22 protein-coding genes are annotated in these 20378 nt (G+C 30.9%); 11 read left to right on the forward strand and 11 right to left on the reverse strand.

Annotation, left to right across the window (positions count from 1 at the left end; genetic code table 11):
- Positions 1–16 precede the first annotated feature (16 nt).
- The 8 genes from Q4487_RS13065 (at position 17) to Q4487_RS13100 (ending at position 7201) form a co-directional block, all read left to right on the forward strand.
- Positions 17–715 (forward strand): ABC transporter ATP-binding protein, encoded by a 699-nt coding sequence (locus tag Q4487_RS13065; protein ID WP_368411508.1) that lies wholly within the window; start codon positions 17–19, stop codon positions 713–715.
- Between the two features lie 131 nt (positions 716–846).
- Positions 847–2181: a DNA recombination protein RmuC gene (gene rmuC / locus Q4487_RS13070; protein WP_303543553.1), complete on the forward strand. Its 1335-nt coding sequence runs from the start codon at positions 847–849 to the stop codon at positions 2179–2181.
- 32 nt (positions 2182–2213) lie between these two features.
- Positions 2214–2579, forward strand: a complete 366-nt coding sequence (locus tag Q4487_RS13075) for a 6-phosphogluconate dehydrogenase (protein WP_100895489.1) — start codon at positions 2214–2216, stop codon at positions 2577–2579.
- A gap of 4 nt (positions 2580–2583) precedes the next feature.
- Positions 2584–3129: an acyl-CoA thioesterase gene (locus tag Q4487_RS13080; RefSeq protein ID WP_303543550.1), complete on the forward strand. Its 546-nt coding sequence runs from the start codon at positions 2584–2586 to the stop codon at positions 3127–3129.
- 99 nt (positions 3130–3228) lie between these two features.
- A complete protein-coding gene (locus tag Q4487_RS13085) occupies positions 3229–3843 on the forward strand; it encodes a hypothetical protein (RefSeq protein WP_303543548.1) in 615 nt (204 codons plus the stop codon).
- A gap of 97 nt (positions 3844–3940) precedes the next feature.
- On the forward strand, positions 3941–5641 hold the full coding sequence (locus Q4487_RS13090) for a histidine kinase (protein WP_303543546.1): 1701 nt from the start codon (positions 3941–3943) through the stop codon (positions 5639–5641).
- Complete coding sequence (locus tag Q4487_RS13095; protein WP_100895485.1) at positions 5634–6368, forward strand: LytTR family DNA-binding domain-containing protein; 735 nt, start codon at positions 5634–5636, stop codon at positions 6366–6368. The genes Q4487_RS13090 and Q4487_RS13095 overlap by 8 nt, the downstream gene beginning before the upstream one ends.
- A gap of 203 nt (positions 6369–6571) precedes the next feature.
- Positions 6572–7201, forward strand: a complete 630-nt coding sequence (locus Q4487_RS13100; protein ID WP_100895484.1) for a DUF1266 domain-containing protein — start codon at positions 6572–6574, stop codon at positions 7199–7201.
- A gap of 144 nt (positions 7202–7345) precedes the next feature.
- Here the strand turns inward: Q4487_RS13100 and carB are convergent, their stop codons facing one another.
- Positions 7346–10198, reverse strand: coding sequence for a carbamoyl-phosphate synthase large subunit (gene carB, locus Q4487_RS13105; RefSeq protein WP_303543540.1), 2853 nt, complete (start codon positions 10196–10198; stop codon positions 7346–7348).
- Between the two features lie 121 nt (positions 10199–10319).
- Positions 10320–10481: a 50S ribosomal protein L34 gene (rpmH, locus tag Q4487_RS13110; RefSeq protein ID WP_013619748.1), complete on the reverse strand. Its 162-nt coding sequence runs from the start codon at positions 10479–10481 to the stop codon at positions 10320–10322.
- Positions 10482–10647: 166 nt separating this feature from the next.
- Between rpmH and Q4487_RS13115 the strand changes: the two genes are divergently transcribed.
- Positions 10648–11538 (forward strand): DUF6263 family protein, encoded by an 891-nt coding sequence (locus Q4487_RS13115; protein WP_303543538.1) that lies wholly within the window; start codon positions 10648–10650, stop codon positions 11536–11538.
- A 3-nt stretch (positions 11539–11541) separates the two neighbouring features.
- Positions 11542–12057 carry a hypothetical protein gene (locus tag Q4487_RS13120; RefSeq protein WP_100895481.1) on the forward strand — a complete coding sequence of 172 codons (516 nt, stop codon included), beginning with the start codon at positions 11542–11544 and terminating at the stop codon, positions 12055–12057.
- An 81-nt stretch (positions 12058–12138) separates the two neighbouring features.
- Here the strand turns inward: Q4487_RS13120 and Q4487_RS13125 are convergent, their stop codons facing one another.
- Positions 12139–13080 carry a lytic transglycosylase domain-containing protein gene (locus Q4487_RS13125; protein WP_100895480.1) on the reverse strand — a complete coding sequence of 314 codons (942 nt, stop codon included), beginning with the start codon at positions 13078–13080 and terminating at the stop codon, positions 12139–12141.
- 55 nt (positions 13081–13135) lie between these two features.
- Positions 13136–13786, reverse strand: coding sequence for an alpha/beta hydrolase (locus Q4487_RS13130; protein ID WP_303543535.1), 651 nt, complete (start codon positions 13784–13786; stop codon positions 13136–13138).
- A gap of 180 nt (positions 13787–13966) precedes the next feature.
- On the opposite strand from Q4487_RS13130, the gene Q4487_RS13135 reads away from it, so the two are divergent.
- A complete protein-coding gene (locus Q4487_RS13135) occupies positions 13967–14263 on the forward strand; it encodes an N-acetyltransferase (RefSeq protein ID WP_100895478.1) in 297 nt (98 codons plus the stop codon).
- A gap of 53 nt (positions 14264–14316) precedes the next feature.
- On the opposite strand, the gene mtaB is transcribed toward Q4487_RS13135, so the two are convergent.
- The 7 genes from mtaB to pyrR form a co-directional block, all read right to left on the reverse strand.
- On the reverse strand, positions 14317–15645 hold the full coding sequence (mtaB, locus tag Q4487_RS13140) for a tRNA (N(6)-L-threonylcarbamoyladenosine(37)-C(2))-methylthiotransferase MtaB (protein WP_100895477.1): 1329 nt from the start codon (positions 15643–15645) through the stop codon (positions 14317–14319).
- Between the two features lie 58 nt (positions 15646–15703).
- Complete coding sequence (gene pdxH / locus Q4487_RS13145) at positions 15704–16351, reverse strand: pyridoxamine 5'-phosphate oxidase (protein WP_303543531.1); 648 nt, start codon at positions 16349–16351, stop codon at positions 15704–15706.
- Positions 16352–16438: 87 nt separating this feature from the next.
- Complete coding sequence (locus tag Q4487_RS13150) at positions 16439–17362, reverse strand: DMT family transporter (protein ID WP_100895475.1); 924 nt, start codon at positions 17360–17362, stop codon at positions 16439–16441.
- Positions 17363–17498: 136 nt separating this feature from the next.
- Entirely contained in the window at positions 17499–18404 is a 906-nt protein-coding gene (locus tag Q4487_RS13155) for a ribonuclease Z (protein ID WP_303543528.1), read from the reverse strand.
- Positions 18405–18483: 79 nt separating this feature from the next.
- The gene (locus tag Q4487_RS13160) at positions 18484–18816 is read right to left on the reverse strand and encodes a ribonuclease Z (RefSeq protein ID WP_100895473.1); all 333 of its coding nucleotides are present in this window, start codon (positions 18814–18816) and stop codon (positions 18484–18486) included.
- Between the two features lie 6 nt (positions 18817–18822).
- A complete protein-coding gene (locus Q4487_RS13165; protein WP_100896844.1) occupies positions 18823–19749 on the reverse strand; it encodes an aspartate carbamoyltransferase catalytic subunit in 927 nt (308 codons plus the stop codon).
- A 10-nt stretch (positions 19750–19759) separates the two neighbouring features.
- Entirely contained in the window at positions 19760–20299 is a 540-nt protein-coding gene (gene pyrR, locus Q4487_RS13170) for a bifunctional pyr operon transcriptional regulator/uracil phosphoribosyltransferase PyrR (protein ID WP_303543525.1), read from the reverse strand.
- Positions 20300–20378 lie beyond the last annotated feature (79 nt).

Raw genomic sequence — 20378 nt, forward strand, 5'->3', positions numbered from 1 at the left:
TGTTATTTCTAAGGATATTAATTTTGCTTTACAAAAAGGAGAGTTAACGGCTATTGTTGGTGTAAATGGTATAGGAAAGTCTACTTTGCTACGTACTTTAGGTAAGGTACAACCTAAACTTAATGGTAGTATTTCTATAGATAATATAGAAATTAGCGACTATAAACCCGAGCATTTAGCTGCTAAAATAAGTGTTGTGTTAACAGAGAAAATAGCCTCTAAAAACTTAACTGTTTTAGAAGTTATTGCTTTAGGAAGACAACCATACACTAATTGGATTGGTACGCTTACAAATACTGACAAAGATAAAATTACAGAGGCCATTTCTTTAGTACAAATTGAAGAATTGCAACATAAAAAATGTTACGAACTTAGTGACGGACAATTACAAAAAGTAATGATTGCAAGAGCGTTGGCACAAGACACCTCTATTATTTTATTAGACGAACCAACATCTCATCTAGATTTGTATCACAAGGCAACTATTTTAAAACTATTAAAAAATATAGCCCACAAAACCAAAAAGACAATATTATTTACAACCCACGAAATTGAAGTTGCTTTGCAATTGTGCGATAAAATTTTAATTCTAGATAAAAACACTAGTCATTTTGGAACACCAAAAGATTTAATAGCTGCTAAAAAGTTTAATGCGCTGTTTCCCAAAGACACTATAGTTTTTGATGAAAATACCGCTAGCTTTAAGGTTGTTTAGTTTCTTAACAAACACTTTATAAAACTGAAAATAACTTTTTTGCCATTAGATGTTAATTACTTCTATTAGGCTTTAAAGAAAACAACAAACAAAACCTTTATCTTTACTTTTTTATAGACACTATACACCTTATGACCGATTTTTTGATATACTTTTTAGTTGCAGTTATATGCCTTGTTGCTGGTTACTTTTTAGGAAACTACATTCAGAACCTAAAAACAAAATCTAGCCAAAGTGCTATATTAGAAAGAGAATCTATTCTAAATCAGAATTTAACAACTTTAGAAAATAAAGTTGTCTCTTTAGAGGACGAAAAAAATACGTTACGCGAAGAAAAAGAACAACTCAGTAACCAAATTACTAGGTACCAAGCAGATTTAGAAAATCTTCAGCTTAAAAATACAGAGCAAAAACAAGAAGTAGAACAGCTTCAAGAAAAATTTACTAAGGAATTTGAAAACTTAGCAAATAAAATTTTAGATGAAAAAAGCACCAAGTTCACAGAGCAGAATCAGGTAAACATCAAAAATATTTTACATCCACTACAGGAAAAAATTCTATTGTTTGAGAAAAAAGTGGATGAAAGTCAAAAAGAAAATATTAGTATACATTCTGCCTTAAAAGAACAGCTATTAAACTTACAAAGTCAGAACCTTAAAATTACTCAAGAAGCAGAAAACTTAACTAAAGCCTTAAAGGGTGATAGTAAAATGCAAGGTAATTGGGGAGAATTGGTATTAGAACGTGTGCTAGAAAAATCTGGATTAGAAAAAGACAGAGAGTATAGCGTACAACAGAGTTTTACCAGAGAAGATGGGTCTAGAGTATTACCAGATGTTATAATAAATTTACCAGATAATAAAAAAATGGTGGTAGATTCTAAAGTATCATTAACTGCCTATGAGCGTTTTGTAAATGCTGATGACGAAACCGAAAAAGAGAAGTTTTTAAAAGAACACATCCTTTCTTTACGTAAGCACGTAGACCAACTGTCTGCCAAAAAGTATGAAGATTTATACGAAATGGAAAGCCCAGATTTTGTCTTGCTTTTTGTTCCTATAGAGCCTGCTTTTGCCGTTGCTATTAATAACGATAACAACCTTTACAACAAAGCTTTTGAGCAGAATATAGTAATTGTTACACCTGCTACCTTATTAGCTACACTGCGTACTATAGATACTATGTGGAATAATGAAAAGCAACAGCGTAATGCCATAGAAATAGCCAGACAAGCTGGTGCTTTATATGATAAGTTTGAAGGTTTTGTTGGTGACTTAACCAAAGTTGGCAAAAAAATGGATGAGGCTAAAAATGAATACAAAGGGGCTATGAACAAATTGGTAGAAGGCCGTGGGAACATTATTACATCTATAGAAAAGCTTAAAAAAATGGGCGCAAAAGCAAAAAAATCTATTCCAGAGCCTATATTAAAACGTGCTCTTGATAATCACGAAGATCTTAAATAATTAAACACACAATAACCATATAACTTTACCTAATGAAAAAAGCTTTAGCAATTACCATATTAATTATAATTGCTGCATTTGCAGCCATATATGCATTTATCTACTATGTACCAATTAGTGAAGGTTACAGATCTGGTGAGTTAATTAAATTTAGCCACAAAGGTGTAATTGTAAAAACTTGGGAAGGAGAAATTAGTCAAGGTATTTCTGGAGCACAAATATTTTCTTTTTCGGTTTTAGACAAAGACACAGATATTATAGAGAAACTAAAAGACTACCAAGGTAACTATGTAAAAGTAACTTATGTAGAACGCTATGCTACTTTTGCTTGGTTGGGTGATACTAAATATTTTATTACAGAGGTAACAAAAGAACAATCTCCACACGTTAGAAACTAAATATATGAGCGAATTTAAAACTGTAAACGAATCTAAAGTTTCTATAACTGAATTAATGTTACCTGCGCACTCTAATTTTGGCGGCAAAGTACACGGTGGTTACATTTTAAACCTTATGGATCAAATTGCTTTTGCTTGTGCATCTAAACACTCTAGGAGTTACTGTGTTACAGCATCTGTTAACAGAGTAGATTTTTTAAATCCTATAGAGGTTGGCGAATTGGTAACTCTAAAAGCATCTATAAACTACACAGGAAGAACCTCTATGGTTGTTGGCGTTAGGGTAGAATCTGAAAATATTACCACTGGTGTAAAAAAACATTGCAACTCATCATACTTTACAATGGTTGCAAAAGATGAAGATGGTAAAAGCTTAGTGGTTCCAGGACTTTTAGTAGAAGATAAACAAGGTATACGTAGGTTTGCACGTAGTATTAGACGTAAAGAACAGGCTTTTAAAAGAAGTAATACGTTTGAATCATCAAACTTTAAAATAGAAGATTTTTTAGACTCTTTAGAAAAAGAAAACGTAAAGATACTATTAAAGTAAGCTTTACAAATATGCGCTAAAACCTAGCAAATATAAACTAGCGTTTACATATGTAAATGGTAACATATACATTTATCTTAAATTAAAAGATTAAATTTTATGCAACAGTTTATAATTAATACAAAGGCTACGTACATTAAAAATATATTACTTACAGAATCTAAAGTTAGACTCTCTGATGAAGACTATAAAACGTTAGAAGCTTTTAATACTGAGCTAGACTCAGATAAAAAAGGGCTACTTAACACGCAACATACTTTTACATATACAGATATTATAAAAATTGTTCCTTTTAAGGAAGATATGGGCTTTCAGGTCTTTTTTATAGAAAAAGGGAAAAATGAAAAAGCGTATTTAGATTTTACATCAGAGGAAGAATACCAAAACACCTTAAATACATTAGTTTCTAAAACAAATTTATCTAAAAACAAAGTTCAGAAAAAAACTAAAGCTTGGGTTAAACCAGCTTTATACAGTTTGGTTGCGGCATTACTAACTTTTGCTTTATATGATAGTGCCCTAAAATTAGAAGCTGGTGAAAATGTTGCTGTATCTGGATCTAGAAGAGGTTTAAAAAAAATATTGATATCAATTTCTGAGTCTTTAGGAGCTACCAATAGTCTAATTCTTGGAAGTGTTATTACACTGGTATTTATATTTTTTGCTGTTAAGGCATACAAAAAAAGTAACATAGAACAGGAAGTTTACAATTAAATGAACATCAAACCAAAAACACCATTATTAATCTAATAGTATCTAAAAATTAATTCTATTTTTATCACTTAAAGAAAAAGTAACAGCCTACCATTTTATGAATAAGTTAAAGTTTATTATAACATTTTTGTTGTGCTCCCTGATATATACGGGTTTAAAAGCTCAACAATCTCCAAAAGAGCTTTTTGAAGCCAGAGAATTTGAAGCTGTTATAGATACACTTACCAAAAAAAGTGAGTTTAAAGAACTTAATTTAGATGAGTTATTTTATATAACAAAGTCCTACGGAAGAACCAGACAGTATTCTAATGGCTTGGTTTTTTCTAATAAAATGACAGAAAAAGCTATGAAACTAAAAGATACTACCAATTTGGTTAGAGCTTTTAATTTAATGGCAGAAAACCTTATTGACTTAAATGATATTACAAAAGGAATTGAATATTGTGAAAAAGTAGCTCCTGTTTTTAGAGAAAAAGATTCCATTGAGTTTCAAAAACTGTGTTTTAAATGGGGGATGATGTATTACCATAATAACCAATACAAAAAAGCTCATGATATTTATAACAACATAACACTACCAAAGTATAGGAAGCTTTCACTATTTACCAATAACTATGCTCTAACTTTAATGGGTTTAGAAAAATGGGATGAAGCAATTGTTTATTTAAAAAAGTCTATAAAAAAATCAAAAAATAACCGTAGTGTACACTATTCTAATATTGGTTTTGCATATTTAAAACAAGAAAAATATAAAGAAGCAGAAGTATATTTAGACTCTGCCGTTACTTCTATATCTGACAATACATCACTTTACAACCAAAAAAGTATCTATTCTCACTACTTTTTAATGTATAAAAATCAAAATAATGTAGAAAAAGCTGTAACTTATTTAGCTAGAATTGAAAGTTTAAACGAAGCTATTTTTAAGCAAAAAATTAGTGAAAAAATAAAAGCCTTAGAAACATCATCTAAACAATTAGAATTTGCCAACACCAGAGAAACTACTCTAAAAAAACAAGTTAAAATTATAGATAACAGATTAGCTTTAGCCGAAAAACAAAAAATTTGGGGCGCTTTTATACTTGTTATACTAGTTGTAGTATTGTTTGCTGTGTTATTTATTTTTAAATACCGTAACATTATAAATGCACACGTACAAATACAAACAGAACAAAGGTTGTTACGTTCACAAATGACTCCGCATTTTATATTTAATAGCTTGTCTGTTATACAAGGAATGATATTAAATAAAGAAGATAAAAAAGCCATTATTTACTTATCTAAATTCTCTAAACTATTACGTATAATTTTAGAAAACTCTAGAGAAAAACTTGTGTCATTAAAAGAAGAGTTACAGGCATTACAGAACTATATTGATTTGCAAAATATGAGTAGAGAAAATAGTTTTAAGTATACTTTAAATATTGATGAAAATATAGATACATCTATCATTTCTATACCTCCAATGTTAATGCAGCCTTTTGTAGAAAATGCTATTGAGCACGGATTTAATAATAATTTTGAAAATGCAGAAATATCAATTTTAATTCACTTTAAAGATTCTAAACTTAGCTGTATTATTATAGATAATGGCTTAGGTATAAATAAAACAAGTACTAATAAAAGGAAAAGTAAAAAATCAGTATCTACTCAAATATCTGCAGAACGTTTAAAAATTATGTCTAAAGAGTTAAGAGTAGAAACAGGCTTAACCATAGAAGACAGGTCACAATTTAATGAACAAGGTACAATAGTAACACTTACTTTGCCTTACAAAATAGAAAAAGAAGATGCTTAAAGCTTTAATTGTAGAAGACGAATTATATATTAGAAAAGGATTATTGGCAATGATAACCTCTCTAGATAAAGAAGTTACCATTTTAGGTGAATGCGAATCTGTAAAAGAAGCTGTAGTTGTTGCTAACGCTTGTAAACCAGATCTTATTTTTTTAGACATTAATCTATTAGATGGTAATGCGTTTGATTTTTTAGAGCAAACTACAAATTTAAGTTACAATGTTATTTTTATTACTGCGTATGAACAGTATGCTTTGCAAGCACTAAAAAACGGAGCGGTAGATTATATTTTAAAACCTGTAGATATAGATGAGTTAGAAGCCGCTATTGATAAGGCCATAGATAGTAATGTAGAAATAGCTAATGAACAATTAGAAATTGTAAAAAGTGAAATGCTAGAACGTAAAAAAGAAAAGTTAGTTTTACGTTTACAAGAAGGCCTACAGGTAATTGAGTTTAGGTATTTAACACATTGCAAATCAGACAAAGGTTACACTACCTTTTATTTAAGTGATGGTAAATCTTATATAGCATCTAAACCAATAAAGGAATTTGAAAATCAGTTTCCTGAAAAAAACTTTATGCGTACGCATCAATCATATGTTGTAAATTTAAGTTTTATAGACAAATATGATAAAAACGGTTATATTTTTCTAAAATCTGGAGAAAAAATACCTGTTTCTGCACGTCGTAAAAATGACTTTGTAGAACGCTTACTTAATCAATAAGTAAAATTAGATTAACACCATAATATACCGTTTTACATTAAATACATACTAAAGCAACACAAAAAGGCTCAAATCTAAACGAATATAAGTTAATTTAGAGCGGATATATATTTAGAGAAAGTTACACTAAACTTAGACTGTATTTTAGCATAAAAATAAGTATCCTATTAAGTTATAATATAGATACCAAACAACTATTTATTATGAAAAATACAAAACAATTTAAATTGTTTGCATTGTGCACTGTAATACTATTAAGTATTGTCTCTTGTGGAACAAAAACCGAATTAAAAGATGAAAAACTAAGTAGTTTTATGCTTGGTGGTATTTATTTTATTCACGGATATGGTGGATCTAGTGATGTAGAATCTATGATGACCAATGCTGGTTACTCTACAAATGAGGAGTTAGTTGTTGGCTACAAAGAAATATTTGAATTTCCTTTTGAAAAATCTGATAGCTCTGGTGCAAAAAGAGTATTAAAAAATGCTTGGGGTATAACTAGTAAAGAATCTTTATTAGAAACTTTAGAAGATTTAAAAACAAGAGATTACGCATACAAGTCTTGGGATTATGCTAGAATTACTAACAATGTAGCAATGGGCTACTCTGCAAACTTTTTAACAAAAGAAGAATCTACAGCTATTTTAGCAGATGTATTAGCTATTGCCAAAACTAAATATGACAATTGGGATACTTATTATGAAGATTTTGATAAAGGACGTAAAGACTGGAATGCTGATGACCCAGAAAAAGAATCTTTTGAAACACTAGCTAAAACAATTACTAAAGGAGAAAAGTCTATCTACAAAATACTTCCTTTAAATAATTAAAAAGCATACAGTATTAAAAATGCAACACTAACCCCACTTTGGGACGAGGAATTTTTCCTCTCCCTGTTGGGGTTTATTTATGATTAAAAAAAAATCCCTATTAGAATAAATCTAATAGGGATTTTTTATAATTAAATCTATTGCTTATTTACTTAAATACATTTTACGTCTTGCATATAAGTTATAAAAATCATCGTCTTTTAAACTATCTATAAATAAAATACTTTCTCCTGTACTCTTCATCTCTGGACCTAAGTTTTTATTTACATTAGGAAACTTATTAAAAGAGAATACTGGTTGCTTAATTGCAAAACCTTCTAACTGAGGGTTAAAATTAAAGTCTTTTACTTTTTTATCTCCTAACATTACTTTAGTAGCATAATTAACGTAAGGCTCTTTGTATGCTTTTGCTATAAAAGGTACCGTTCTAGACGCTCTAGGGTTAGCTTCTATAATGTAAACCATATCATCTTTAATAGCAAATTGTATGTTTATTAAACCAACCGTATTAAGCGCTAAAGCAATTTTTTTAGTATGATCTTTTATTTGCTGCATTACAAACTCCCCTAAGTTAAAAGGAGGCAATGTAGCATTAGAATCTCCAGAATGCACACCACATGGCTCTATATGCTCCATAATACCAATTATGTAAACATCTTCGCCATCACAAATTGCATCTGCTTCTGCTTCTATTGCTCCATCTAAATAATGATCTAATAATAGCTTATTACCTGGTATAGATTTTAATAGGTTAACAACGTGCTCCTCTAACTCTGCTTTGTTAATTACAATTTTCATTCCCTGACCTCCTAATACGTAAGATGGCCTAACTAACAAAGGAAAATCTAATTCGTCTGCTAGTGTCAATGCCTCATCAGCAGTTTCTGCTATACCATATTTTGGAAAAGGAATATTATTTTCTAATAACATTTTAGAGAAATTTCCTCTGTCTTCAGCTAAATCTAGAGACTCAAAACTAGTTCCTAATATTTTTATACCGTATTTAGATAATTTTTCAGCTAGCTTCAATGCTGTTTGTCCACCTAGCTGTACAATTACACCTTCTGGTTTCTCATGCTGAATAATATCATAAATGTGTTCCCAAAAAACAGGCTCAAAGTATAATTTATCTGCAGTATCAAAATCGGTAGAAACCGTTTCTGGGTTACAGTTAATCATAATTGTTTCATAACCACACTCTGCAGCTGCTAAAACACCGTGCACACAACAATAATCAAATTCTATACCTTGCCCTATTCTGTTTGGTCCAGAACCAAGTACAACAATTTTCTTTTTATCGGTAACAACACTATCATTTTGTACATAGCGCTTACCATCTGGTGTTTCTATTTCTGCTTCAAAAGTAGAATAGTAATATGGTGTCATTGCTTTAAACTCTGCAGCACAAGTATCTACTAGTTTAAATACTCTGTTAATGCCCTGAGCAGAACGTTTGGTATGTACTTCACTCTCGTAACAGTCTAGCATATGTGCGATTTGCCTATCTGCAAAACCTTTTTGTTTAGCTTCTAACAACAACTCTCTTGGTAAACTCTCTACTGTATATTTAGAAATTTCTTTTTCTAGGTGATGTAATTCTTCATACTGACGTAAGAACCACATATCTATTTTAGTAATTTCATGAATTCTACTCAATGGAATACCCAATTGTATTGCATCGTATATTACAAAAACCCTATCCCAACTTGGCACAGTTAGTTTTTGTATAATTTGATCGTAATCTTTATATCCTTTACCATCTGCTCCTAAACCATTACGTTTAATTTCTAATGATTGTGTTGCTTTATGCAATGCTTCTTGAAAAGAACGTCCTATACCCATAACTTCACCTACAGATTTCATCTGTAAACCTAAAGTTCTGTCAGATCCCTCAAACTTATCAAAGTTCCAACGTGGTATTTTTACAATAACGTAATCTAAAGTAGGCTCAAATAAAGCAGATGTAGATTTTGTAATTTGATTATCTAACTCATCTAAGTTGTAACCAATAGCTAATTTAGAAGCTATTTTTGCAATTGGATACCCGGTTGCTTTAGATGCTAATGCCGAAGATCTAGATACCCTTGGGTTAATTTCTATTGCAATAATATCTTCTTTTTCATCTGGACTAACAGCAAATTGCACATTACATCCACCTGCAAAATCACCAATACTACGCATCATATGTATAGCCATATCTCTCATTTTCTGATACGTTTTATCAGAAAGTGTCATTGCTGGAGCTACGGTTATAGAATCTCCTGTATGTATCCCCATAGGATCCATATTTTCTATAGCACAAATAATTACTACGTTGTCATTTTTATCACGTAACAACTCTAACTCGTATTCTTTCCAGCCTAATAGAGCCTTATCTATCATTACTTCATGTATAGGAGAAATTTCTAACCCTACACTAAGTAATTCATCAAAATCTTCTGGCTTATACACTATAGAAGCTCCTGCCCCACCCAAGGTGTAAGAAGCTCTAATTACTAATGGAAAACCAAATTCTTGTGCTATTTCTTTACCCTTTAAAAAAGAAGTTGCAGTTGCTTGCGGTGCCATACCAACACCAATTTTTAACATTAACTCTCTAAATTTTTCACGATCTTCTGTGATATTAATAGCGTCAATATCTACACCAATAATCTCAACATCAAAATCTTCCCAGATTCCCTTTTCATCGGCCTCTATACATAAATTTAATGCAGTTTGCCCACCCATTGTTGGCAAAACAGCATCTATGTTAGGGTGCTTTTTTAAGATTTCGATAATAGATTTTGTAGTTAATGGTTTTAAGTACACATGATCCGCCATTGTTGGATCTGTCATAATTGTAGCAGGGTTGCTATTAATTAAGATTGTCTCTATACCATCTTCACGTAAAGAACGTAATGCTTGTGATCCTGAATAATCAAACTCGCACGCTTGTCCTATTACTATTGGTCCAGAACCTATTAATAAAATGGATTTAATGTCTTCTCTTTTTGGCATTGTAACTAATTTTTACTGTGTTGGGTGTAATTTTAAAAATCGTAGTTTGCTACGGTATAGTCAAAAAAAAGGTGTTACTTTAAAAAAGTAACACCTTATTATTTTATGATATCTATAATCATTATTTTTTATGTCTCAATTCAGAAGAAACAGTAAGTTTTTTTCTACCTTTAGCTCTTCTTCTAGCTAAAACTTTTCTTCCGTTTACAGAAGCCATACGCTCTCTAAAACCGTGTTTATTTTTTCTCTTTCTTTTTGATGGTTGAAACGTTCTTTTCGGCATAATAGAATATCTTTATAATAGTGTAATGTATAATCTTAAAAAATTAGCTCTATAAAAGCTGGGCGCAAATATACAAAGAGTTTTTTCATTAGCAAACCTAATTAATAAAATATTTTAGTTTGTTTTTAGTACTTTTGCATTTGCAAATTTATAACACTATTTTTAAATGAAAAAATTATTCTTTCTTACCTCGGTTTTTCTATACTTTACAGGTATTAGTGCCCAAACTAAATTAGAATACAAACTTTCTGTTGGCGATGTTTTTATTGTGCAACAAAATGCTAAACAAGTTATTACTCAAGAAATGCAAGGTATGTCTCACGAGCTTACCAATGATATTACTGGCGAGTATAAGATGAAGGTTTTAGAAAAAAAAGATGGTGCTTATAGTATTGAAATGTCTTTTACAGACCTTAATATGAAAATGACATCTAACCTACAAGGAGTTTTAATGGATGTAAAAGCTAAAGAAGTTAAAGCAGGAGACATACAGTCTACAATGTTTAATTCTATTTTAAATGTTCCTGTAAAAATTACATTGGCTAGTAACGGTAATATTACAAATGTTGATGGCGGAGACAAATTAGTGACTAAAATGATGGATGCCTCTGGTATTACAGATGCTACTACTTTAGCTACTGTAAAAACATCTTTAGGAAAAGAATACGGAACAGAAGGTTTAGCCAATAGCTTTAAACAAATGACATACATTTACCCTAATGCAACAAACAAAGTTGCCGTTGGAGATACTTGGGAAAATGAATACTCTGGTAAGTTAAATACTAAAAACAAGTGGACCTTAGATGCACAAGATGCTAACACAACCACTTTAAGCTGTACTGCAGATGTTATAATGACAGTTAAAGATGCAAATGCTAATATGGATTTAACTGGTACGCAAACCACTAAAGCAATAGCTAATGCAAAAACTGGTTTTATTAACACAATGGAAGTTACCGGAACATCTAACGGAAATTCTACTATACCAATGTTAGGAGATCAAAAAATACCAACAAAAATTACATCAACAATTACTTATAAAACTATAGAAGAATAAAATATGTTCAATAAAAACATTAAAATAGGTATAGCAGCCTTAATTATAGCATACGCAGTATATCAATTTATAGAAGGTAACATAGGTAACGGAATTGCCCTTATCTTACTTTCTCTTGTATTTGTATTTCTTTACTTTAGAAACGAAATTATTTTACTTGCCTTTTTAAGGATGAGAAAGCAAGACCTTGCTGGAACTCAAAAATGGTTAACTAAAATTAAAAATCCTGAAGGTGCTTTAACAGTTAAACAACAAGGGTATTATAATTACTTACACGGAATTATTTTTTCTCAAACAAATTTAACTCAGTCTGAAAAATACTTTAAAAAAGCTCTTAAATTAGGCTTAACAATGGATTATGATGTTGCTATGGCTAAATTAAGCTTAGCAGGTATTGCAATGCAAAAAAGACGTAAAAGAGAAGCTACAATGCTTTTAAACGAAGCTAAAAAATTAGACAAACAAGGTATGCTTGCAGATCAGATAAAAATGATGAAGCAACAAATGAAGAAAATCTAATTATATAGAAAAGTATTTTTAATTTAAAAAGCCCATTAAACTAAGTTTAATGGGCTTTTTAAATTAATAGTAAATAACTACTTAATCTACTTTATAATATCCTTTATTAGGAATTTCAATAGTATACTTTTTTCTAGAGTTATTATTTAAATGAGGCTCTCTTAACCAAGGATTATGACGTTTTAAAATCTTATAGTTAATCTCGTACTCATTTGCAAAGTCAGCAAAATTAGATACAGGAACATCTAAATCTACCGTAAAGCTAGGCACAGCTTTGTACATTTCATCTTCAGAAATTTCAAAACCATATTTTTCTGGCGCAGATAAAATTTCTTTTATCGCCATAATCCTAAATAAATATCTCCCTGTCTCCTGCCCTAATAATAAATCGTAATAAGAATCTACCTTCTGCTGTGTTAGATATTTATTAATAGCTCCTGCACCTGCATTATAAGAAGCAGCTGCCAAAGTCCAATTTCCAAATTTATTTTTATACTTTTTTAAGTACTTACAAGCAACCTCTGTAGATTTTTGAATGTGGTAACGCTCATCTACATTACTGTTAACCTCTAAACCATATTCTTTACCTGTAGCTCTCATAATCTGCCAAAATCCAGTTGCACCTGCAGGCGACACTACATTTTGCAATCCGCTTTCTGCAACCGCTAGGTACTTAAAATCATCCGGAACTCCGTTTTTAGCTAAAATTGGCTCTATTATAGGAAAGTATTTATTAGCTCTTTTCATTAACAACAAAGCATTAGATTGCCAGTATGTATTTACTAAAAACTCACGGTCTATACGCTCCATAACTTCTGGATCTGTTAATGGTACAGCTTCACCTGCAAAATTTAAATCTGCAGGAATATCAATAGAAGTAACTTTATATCCATTTTCTGGTGTCACAACATCTACATCTTCTTTTAACTGTGGTATTACAGAAGTACTCTGTACAGCAAACATTAAAGAGCCTGCCACTAAAACCACTCCCAAAAACATCAATATACTTTTTACTATTTTCATCCTATATCTATTTCTATTTAAATTCAATTGCTACCAAAGGTATTAAATACCTTATCTATTCTAAAATTATTTGTGGCAAATGCTCATTAAACCACTTAAATCTATTTATTACCATAATATGAGTTCCTTTTGGTACTACAATACAGTCTTTTATATGTTTTATAGGAAAAACAGGATCATTATCTCCGTGTATATGAACTAAATCTGGACTATATTTTTCTTGATTCCACTCTATGATTTGTTCTAAAGACCAATCTATGTAATATTTGTCGTTAACAGATAAATATTCCTCATACAACTCTAAACGCTTGGTTACCGTTTCTCCAAATGCATACTTAGCTAATACTTCCATATTAGTAACCAAACCTGTTGGTAATAACTTATATGCCTTGGTATACTTTGCTAAACGCATACGTTTAGGAAGCTCATACTTTGTTTTTACACTTGATATAATTATAACTTTCTTAACTTTAATATGTTTGGCCATTTCCTGAACCAAAATACCACCAAAAGATACACCTATTAATATAACGTTAGTTTCTTTAATTTTAGTACACATCTCCTTTGCGTACTCGTCTAATGTCATATTTTTTGCAGGCACAAACCACTCTAATAAATGTTGATTAAAATTTTCTTCTGGTAATTTAATGTTTTTAAATATCGATGGGTTTGCAGCCATACCTGGCATTAAGTAAACGTTAACCATATATTAATACAACTATTTCTTTAGTAAATTGAAAACTAGGTTTTTACGTATTTTTAACGTAACTTTGTTAGGTTGTTATCATTTTTTTCTCTGAAAAATATAATGATTTCACGATACTAAATATCGTTATTTTAGAACACAATAGCGCATATTTTAACTTCAATTTAAAATAAATACTATATGAATGCAGTAGAAATTAAAGACAATAGTTTTTTACGTCAGTATGAAACTAGAGTTAATGGACATTTGGCCAAATTAGAATACTCATCACAAGAACGTAAAGTGTTTTTAACAAAACTTATTATTCCTGAAGAAATTATCGAAACTGAATTTAAAGAAGGCTTTATTAAGGCTGTTTTAAACGATATACAAGAAAAGAATATGCGAGTTGTTCCTACTAGTCCTGATGTCGCTAGCTTTTTAAGAAAAAACAAAAGACTCTATAAAGAAATGTTACCTATTGGTATACGTATCTAATAAAATCACAAAAGGTGCTTTAAAAGTTGTTCTACTTTAAAAGCACCTTTTTTTTATACCGTAACTTCGGTTTTAACAAAGTCAAATCGTACCAAACCATCCTCATCAATTTCCGTTAGTTGTATTGTATGCAATGTGTTTACCAACTCTGGGTTCCAAGGTGCCTTAACTTTTACATAATTCTCTGTAAAACCAGTTATGTAACCTTCTTTATTTTCACTTTCAAACAAAACTGTTCTTGTAGATCCAAGTTGACTCTCATAAAATGCTCTACGCTTTTTAACAGACAAGCCACGTAACATTTTACTACGCTTAGCTCTTACATTTTTAGGTACTGCATTTTCCATTTCTGCAGCTACCGTATTATCTCTTTCAGAATAAGTAAAAACGTGTAAATAAGAAATATCTAATTCATTTAAAAAATGATACGTTTCTAAAAAGTGTTCTTCTGTCTCACCCGGAAAACCAACAATAACATCTACACCAATACAGGCGTGTGGCATAACTTCTCTAATTTTAGCTACACGATCTATGTATAAATTAGTTAAGTACCTACGTCTCATTAATTTTAAAATAGCATCACTACCACTCTGTAAAGGAATATGAAAATGAGGTACAAAAGAATTACTTTTAGACACAAAATCTATGGTCTCATTTTTTAATAAATTTGGCTCTATTGAAGATATTCTAAGTCTATGAATACCGTCTACAGTATCTAAAGCTTTTACCAACTCTAAAAATGTATGTTGGTGTTTTTTGTTTCCAAATTCACCTTTACCATAATCACCAATATTTACACCAGTAAGTACAATTTCTTTTATGTTTTTTTCAGAGATCTCTGCTGCATTCTTTAAAACATTTTCTAAAGTATCACTCCTAGAAATTCCTCTAGCAAGCGGAATTGTACAATAGGTACATTTATAATCGCAACCATCTTGTACCTTTAAAAAAGCACGTGTTCTATCTCCTATTGCATAACTACCAACATAAAAATCTGCTTCTTCAATTTCGCAAGAGTGTACTTCTCCAAAATCGTTTTTAGATAAATCGTTTATGTAGTCTGTAATTTTAAATTTCTCTGTAGCACCTAAAACTAAATCTACACCATCTACTGCTGCTAATTCTTCTGGCTTTAACTGTGCATAACAACCAACTGCTGCTACAAATGCATCTGGATTTTTCTTTTGAGCTTGTTTTACAATAGATTTAAATCTTTTATCTGCATTTTCGGTTACAGAGCACGTATTAATCACATACATATCTGCAGCTTCTGCAAAATCTACTCTATCAAAACCTTCATCTACAAAGCTACGAGCAATGGTAGAAGTTTCTGAAAAGTTAAGTTTACAACCTAGTGTGTAAAAAGCTACTTTCTTCTTCATTTTTAATTAATTACAGCATTTTTATTGGGGTGCAAATATACAAATTACTTCTAGACCTTTACGGTGCAAGCCTTTCAATCTTCCAATTGTAATCTTCTTGCAACTCATATCTAATTCTATCATGTAACCTATTTGGTCTCCCTTGCCAAAACTCTATAGATACAGGTTTAACAATGTATCCGCCCCAATGCTTTGGTCTTTCTATTTCTTTATCTTTATACTCTTCCTCTAAAGATTTTAATTTATCTTCTAAAAACTCTCTAGAAGGTATCACCGTACTTTGGTCAGACACTATTGCACCTAGTTTACTACCATCTGGCCTAGATTCAAAATAACCATCAGATAAATTCTCTGCTATTTTTTCTGCTTTTCCTTTAATAATAACCTGTCTTTCTAAATTTGGCCAAAAGAAAGACACACACATATTAGGGTTGTTTGCTATTGCTTTACCTTTTTCACTATTGTAATTTGTGTAAAAAATAAAACCTTCATATGTATATTTTTTAAGTAATACTACCCTACTTTTAGGAAAACCATCTAAACCAATTGTAGAAATTGTCATAGCATTAGGTTCCTCCACGCCATCTGTAGCTTCTACTTCATAAAACCATTTTTGAAATAATTCTATTGGGTTGTCAGATACTCCGCCTTCTAAAAGTTCACTTTTTTGGTATGATTTTCTGTAGTTCCCTAAATCCTTTTTCATAGTGTAATCTCTAATTTTACAACGTAAATAACATCGTTCTAAAACATAAAACAACTGTAATTTTACAACTACAAATTTACTAATTATTTAAGCAGAAGTTGGCTGGTTTTTACTGTTTTTAATATCGTTAACAATACTCTTATAATTAATAACTGCGACAGAAACTATAATAATTAAAACACCAATCCATTGTATACCCTTAATTTCTTCGCCCAAAATTATACTTGCAGTTAATATTGAAACCGGAATTTCTAATGATGTTAAAATACTACCCAGACCAATACCTGTAATAGGAAATCCTTTATTAAAGGCTATTGGAGGCAAAACTGCACCAAAAAAGCCTAAAAACAGTCCATATTGCCAAAAACTTAAGCTGGCATAGTCAAACTCCGTAAGTAAGTCTGTATTCCAAATAAGTAATACTATTAGCAAACCACCTAAAACTAAATACTTACTCCTAACCATATTAGGTAAACTAACAGCAACTGTGTTAGATGCATACAAAGTAGCAGTATAACACATACTTGCCATAACTCCCAAAATAAAACCTGTTGGATCTATAGCTTTGCTTTCATTAAAAACATTAACAGCAAATAAAGTTCCTATAATTACTAATAAACTACCAAACAGTTTAAGTTTGTCTACTTTTTTACTTAAAATCATTTCTAAAACAACCCCCATCCATATGGCTTGCATAAGAAAAATAATAGCCACAGAAACAGGAATATAATTAAGACTTAAATAATAAAAATAACTTGTTAAACCTGCTGCTGTACCAAAAAGTACTAGCTTAAGCTTTCCGTTTTTATTTTCTTTAGTTTTTGCAACCGTGCGATTTTTTTTATTGAGTAATGCCAATAAAGCCACCCCTATAAAACCTATTAAATATTGCAATGTATTTAATCCGCTGGTACTAAATCCTTCTAAATTTGCTTTCTTTACAAATGTTGCCAACACACCATAACTAGCTGCCCCAATTAAAACAAATAGCGCTCCTTTTAACTTCTCCATATCTATAAATTATATTTTTAAAAGCAAGACATTTGTGATGTAGTTTTGTAATAATTTTACACTACAAATTAAGCCTATTTAGCCTTTAAAAAGCCGGCAAAGATAAAACTTAAAAAATTGATAACAATGTATACCTTTAAAAATCGAACGATTTACCATCTTCCCCTAGTAGCACTGGAGTAAATACTTCTTCTGCCTCTTGCTTAAACAATTCGGTAGTTTTGTAACGTGTAGAATAATGACCTAAAACTAGAGCGCCTGCGTTAGCTTGCTTAGCTATTGTTGCAGCCTGTTTTGCGGTAGAGTGTTTTGTTTTTGTTGCTAATTCTGCTTCAGAATTTAAAAAAGTAGCTTCATGATACAATACATCTACTCCTTTTATAACTGGTATTATACTAGGTTCAAAAACGGTATCACTACAAAAGGCATAACTTTTAGGTTTAGGCGGATCAAAAGTTAAATCTGCATTAGCAACCAAAGTACCATTATCCAAAGTAATATCTTTCCCGTTTTTAATTTTTTGATAATAGCACTTGTCAATTTTATAAGAGGCTACTGCATCTATATTTAACTTACGGTCTACTTCTTTTTCCTGAAACAGGAAACCATTTGTGTAAATTCTGTGATTTAATGGTATGGTAGATACTTTTACTTTGTCATCTTCAAAAACAACGGTAGATTCTTTGCTAGTTAACTCGTGAAAATACAGCGGATAATTTGTCCAAGAATCCCCAAGTTTTAGCAACATTGTAATTGCTTCTTTAATCCCTTTTGGTCCGTAAATATGTAACTCTTTTTCTCTACCTAACAACCTAAAGGTAGATACCAAACCCGGAAGTCCAAAAAAATGATCTCCGTGTAAATGAGAAATAAAAATATGCTTAATTCTAGAAAATTTAAGCTTACTTTTTCTAAGTTGCACCTGTGTACCCTCACCACAATCTATTAAAAAAAGGTGCCCTCTTATATCTAAGGTCTGAGATGTAGGATTTGCCAGTGTGCGTGGTGTGGCTGCGTGGCAACCTAGTACAGTTAATTGCAAAATAGTAGTTATTGTTTGTTAGTATTTATAACAAACAAACATTGCTTATTTGCTAAAAAAAGTATTATTTAATTTAAAATTAGATGCCTAAATCACGTTCAATTTCTTCCATTTCTATAATATCCCTAGCTTCTTGTATGGTAGGAACAACAGATATTTCTTCTGGCACGTCATCATAAGAAACCTTATTAGTAACCAAAACAAAAGATTTATTAGCTCCTCTGTGCTGGTTAGATAAATCTAAAAACTCTAACACATCTGAACTTGTTAAAGCTGAAAAAGAGAAAAGGTTTACAATAATATTATCGTTCTTTATTTTCTCGTAAGCATTGTTTAAATTTTCTAAAAATTTAGCCAAAGAGATATTCTCTTGGTCTACAATTGTAGTTGTACCATCTTTATCAAAAACCATAGTAAATTATTTTATTTTAGATGCAAGCAAATAAATAACAGCCATACGTACAGCTACACCATTTTCTACCTGATCTAAGATTATAGATTGATTAGAGTCTGCAACATCACTAGTAATTTCTACGCCACGGTTTATTGGTCCTGGGTGCATTATTACTATTTCTTTATCTAAACTTTCTAACAAAGCTTTGTTTACTCCAAATTGCTGAGTGTACTCTCTGGTAGTTGGAAAATAACTAATATCCATACGCTCATTTTGTACACGTAACATATTAGCTACGTCACACCAATTTAACGCTTTACGCAAATCTGTTTCTACCGTAACACCTAAAGACTCTATGTGTTTTGGAATTAATGTTTTTGGACCGCATACTTTTACATTTGCCCCTTGTAATTTAAGTGCTAATATATTAGACAAAGCCACTCTAGAATGAAGAATATCACCTACTATAACAACATTTTTACCTCCTACATCTCCTAACTTTTCTCGTATAGAGTAAGAGTCTAACAATGCCTGTGTTGGGTGTTCATGCGCACCATCACCAGCATTAATTATTGCAGCTTTTACGTGCTTAGATAAAAACACACCTGCACCAGGGTTTGGATGCCTCATAACAACCATATCTACTTTCATAGATAATATGTTATTTACAGTATCTATTAACGTTTCTCCTTTTTTTACAGATGATTGTGATGCCGAAAAGTTAATTACATCTGCCGACAATCTTTTTTCTGCTAGCTCAAAAGAAAGTTTTGTTCTGGTACTGTTTTCAAAAAAAATATTTGCAATAGTAATATCTCTTAAAGAAGGGACTTTTTTTATAGACCTATTTATTACTTCTTTAAAATGGTCTGCGGTTTCAAAAATGAGATTAATATCGTTTTTGTTAAGATATTTTATTCCTAATAAGTGATTAACACTCAATTCGCTCATTTTCGTTGTTTTATTCATTTATTAAATAGACAATGTCTTGCCCGTCATTCTCTTGCCAAAGTACTTGTACCTTTTCCTCGTTAATAGCATCTACTTGTCTACCTCTATAATTAGGTTGTATTGGCAAGTGTCTACTAAATCTACGATCTATTAAGGTTAGTAATTCTATTTCTGCAGGTCTACCAAAAGATTGTATTGCTGTTAAAGCAGACCTAATGCTACGTCCTGTATAAAGTACATCATCAATAAAAACCACTTTTTTATCTTCTACTAAAAAGTTAATATGGGTTTTACTTGCTTCTAGGGTTTTATCTCCTCTTCTAAAATCATCCCTGTAAAATGTAATATCTAAAGATCCTAGATCTATTTTTTTAACACCATACTCTTGTGTTAAAAGATCTGATAGTCTTTTTGCTAAATATATACCACGTGGCTGTAACCCTATTAAGACTGTGTCTTTAAAATCTGTATGATTTTCTAATAACTGACAAGCCAATCTATGTAATATGATTTGGATTTCTTTAGAGGAAAGTAGTACTTTTTTACTCATAGGTTAGGATACCAACGCTTTTGTTACACAAAAATAGCAATTTATACGTAAACTAGTTAAAGAAAGTAACCTCTTTATT

Source organism: Cellulophaga sp. 3_MG-2023 (assembly GCF_030546975.1).
GTDB lineage: Bacteria > Bacteroidota > Bacteroidia > Flavobacteriales > Flavobacteriaceae > Cellulophaga.

Bases quoted from the DNA above. Each gene is read 5' to 3' on its own strand.
- Q4487_RS13095 (WP_100895485.1), top strand. From the start codon at position 5,634: ATGCTTAAAGCTTTAATTGTAGAAGACGAATTATATATTAGAAAAGGA.
- mtaB (WP_100895477.1), bottom strand. From the start codon at position 15,645: ATGAAGAAGAAAGTAGCTTTTTACACACTAGGTTGTAAACTTAACTTT.
- Q4487_RS13160 (WP_100895473.1), bottom strand. From the start codon at position 18,816: ATGGTTTTTGATAAAGATGGTACAACTACAATTGTAGACCAAGAGAAT.
- Q4487_RS13090 (WP_303543546.1), top strand. From the start codon at position 3,941: ATGAATAAGTTAAAGTTTATTATAACATTTTTGTTGTGCTCCCTGATA.
- Q4487_RS13130 (WP_303543535.1), bottom strand. From the start codon at position 13,786: ATGGTTAACGTTTACTTAATGCCAGGTATGGCTGCAAACCCATCGATA.
- pdxH (WP_303543531.1), bottom strand. From the start codon at position 16,351: ATGAAAAAGGATTTAGGGAACTACAGAAAATCATACCAAAAAAGTGAA.
- Q4487_RS13120 (WP_100895481.1), top strand. From the start codon at position 11,542: ATGTTCAATAAAAACATTAAAATAGGTATAGCAGCCTTAATTATAGCA.
- Q4487_RS13150 (WP_100895475.1), bottom strand. From the start codon at position 17,362: ATGGAGAAGTTAAAAGGAGCGCTATTTGTTTTAATTGGGGCAGCTAGT.
- Q4487_RS13075 (WP_100895489.1), top strand. From the start codon at position 2,214: ATGAAAAAAGCTTTAGCAATTACCATATTAATTATAATTGCTGCATTT.
- rpmH (WP_013619748.1), bottom strand. From the start codon at position 10,481: ATGCCGAAAAGAACGTTTCAACCATCAAAAAGAAAGAGAAAAAATAAA.
- carB (WP_303543540.1), bottom strand. From the start codon at position 10,198: ATGCCAAAAAGAGAAGACATTAAATCCATTTTATTAATAGGTTCTGGA.
- Q4487_RS13115 (WP_303543538.1), top strand. From the start codon at position 10,648: ATGAAAAAATTATTCTTTCTTACCTCGGTTTTTCTATACTTTACAGGT.
- rmuC (WP_303543553.1), top strand. From the start codon at position 847: ATGACCGATTTTTTGATATACTTTTTAGTTGCAGTTATATGCCTTGTT.
- pyrR (WP_303543525.1), bottom strand. From the start codon at position 20,299: ATGAGTAAAAAAGTACTACTTTCCTCTAAAGAAATCCAAATCATATTA.
- Q4487_RS13125 (WP_100895480.1), bottom strand. From the start codon at position 13,080: ATGAAAATAGTAAAAAGTATATTGATGTTTTTGGGAGTGGTTTTAGTG.
- Q4487_RS13100 (WP_100895484.1), top strand. From the start codon at position 6,572: ATGAAAAATACAAAACAATTTAAATTGTTTGCATTGTGCACTGTAATA.
- Q4487_RS13135 (WP_100895478.1), top strand. From the start codon at position 13,967: ATGAATGCAGTAGAAATTAAAGACAATAGTTTTTTACGTCAGTATGAA.
- Q4487_RS13165 (WP_100896844.1), bottom strand. From the start codon at position 19,749: ATGAGCGAATTGAGTGTTAATCACTTATTAGGAATAAAATATCTTAAC.
- Q4487_RS13080 (WP_303543550.1), top strand. From the start codon at position 2,584: ATGAGCGAATTTAAAACTGTAAACGAATCTAAAGTTTCTATAACTGAA.
- Q4487_RS13085 (WP_303543548.1), top strand. From the start codon at position 3,229: ATGCAACAGTTTATAATTAATACAAAGGCTACGTACATTAAAAATATA.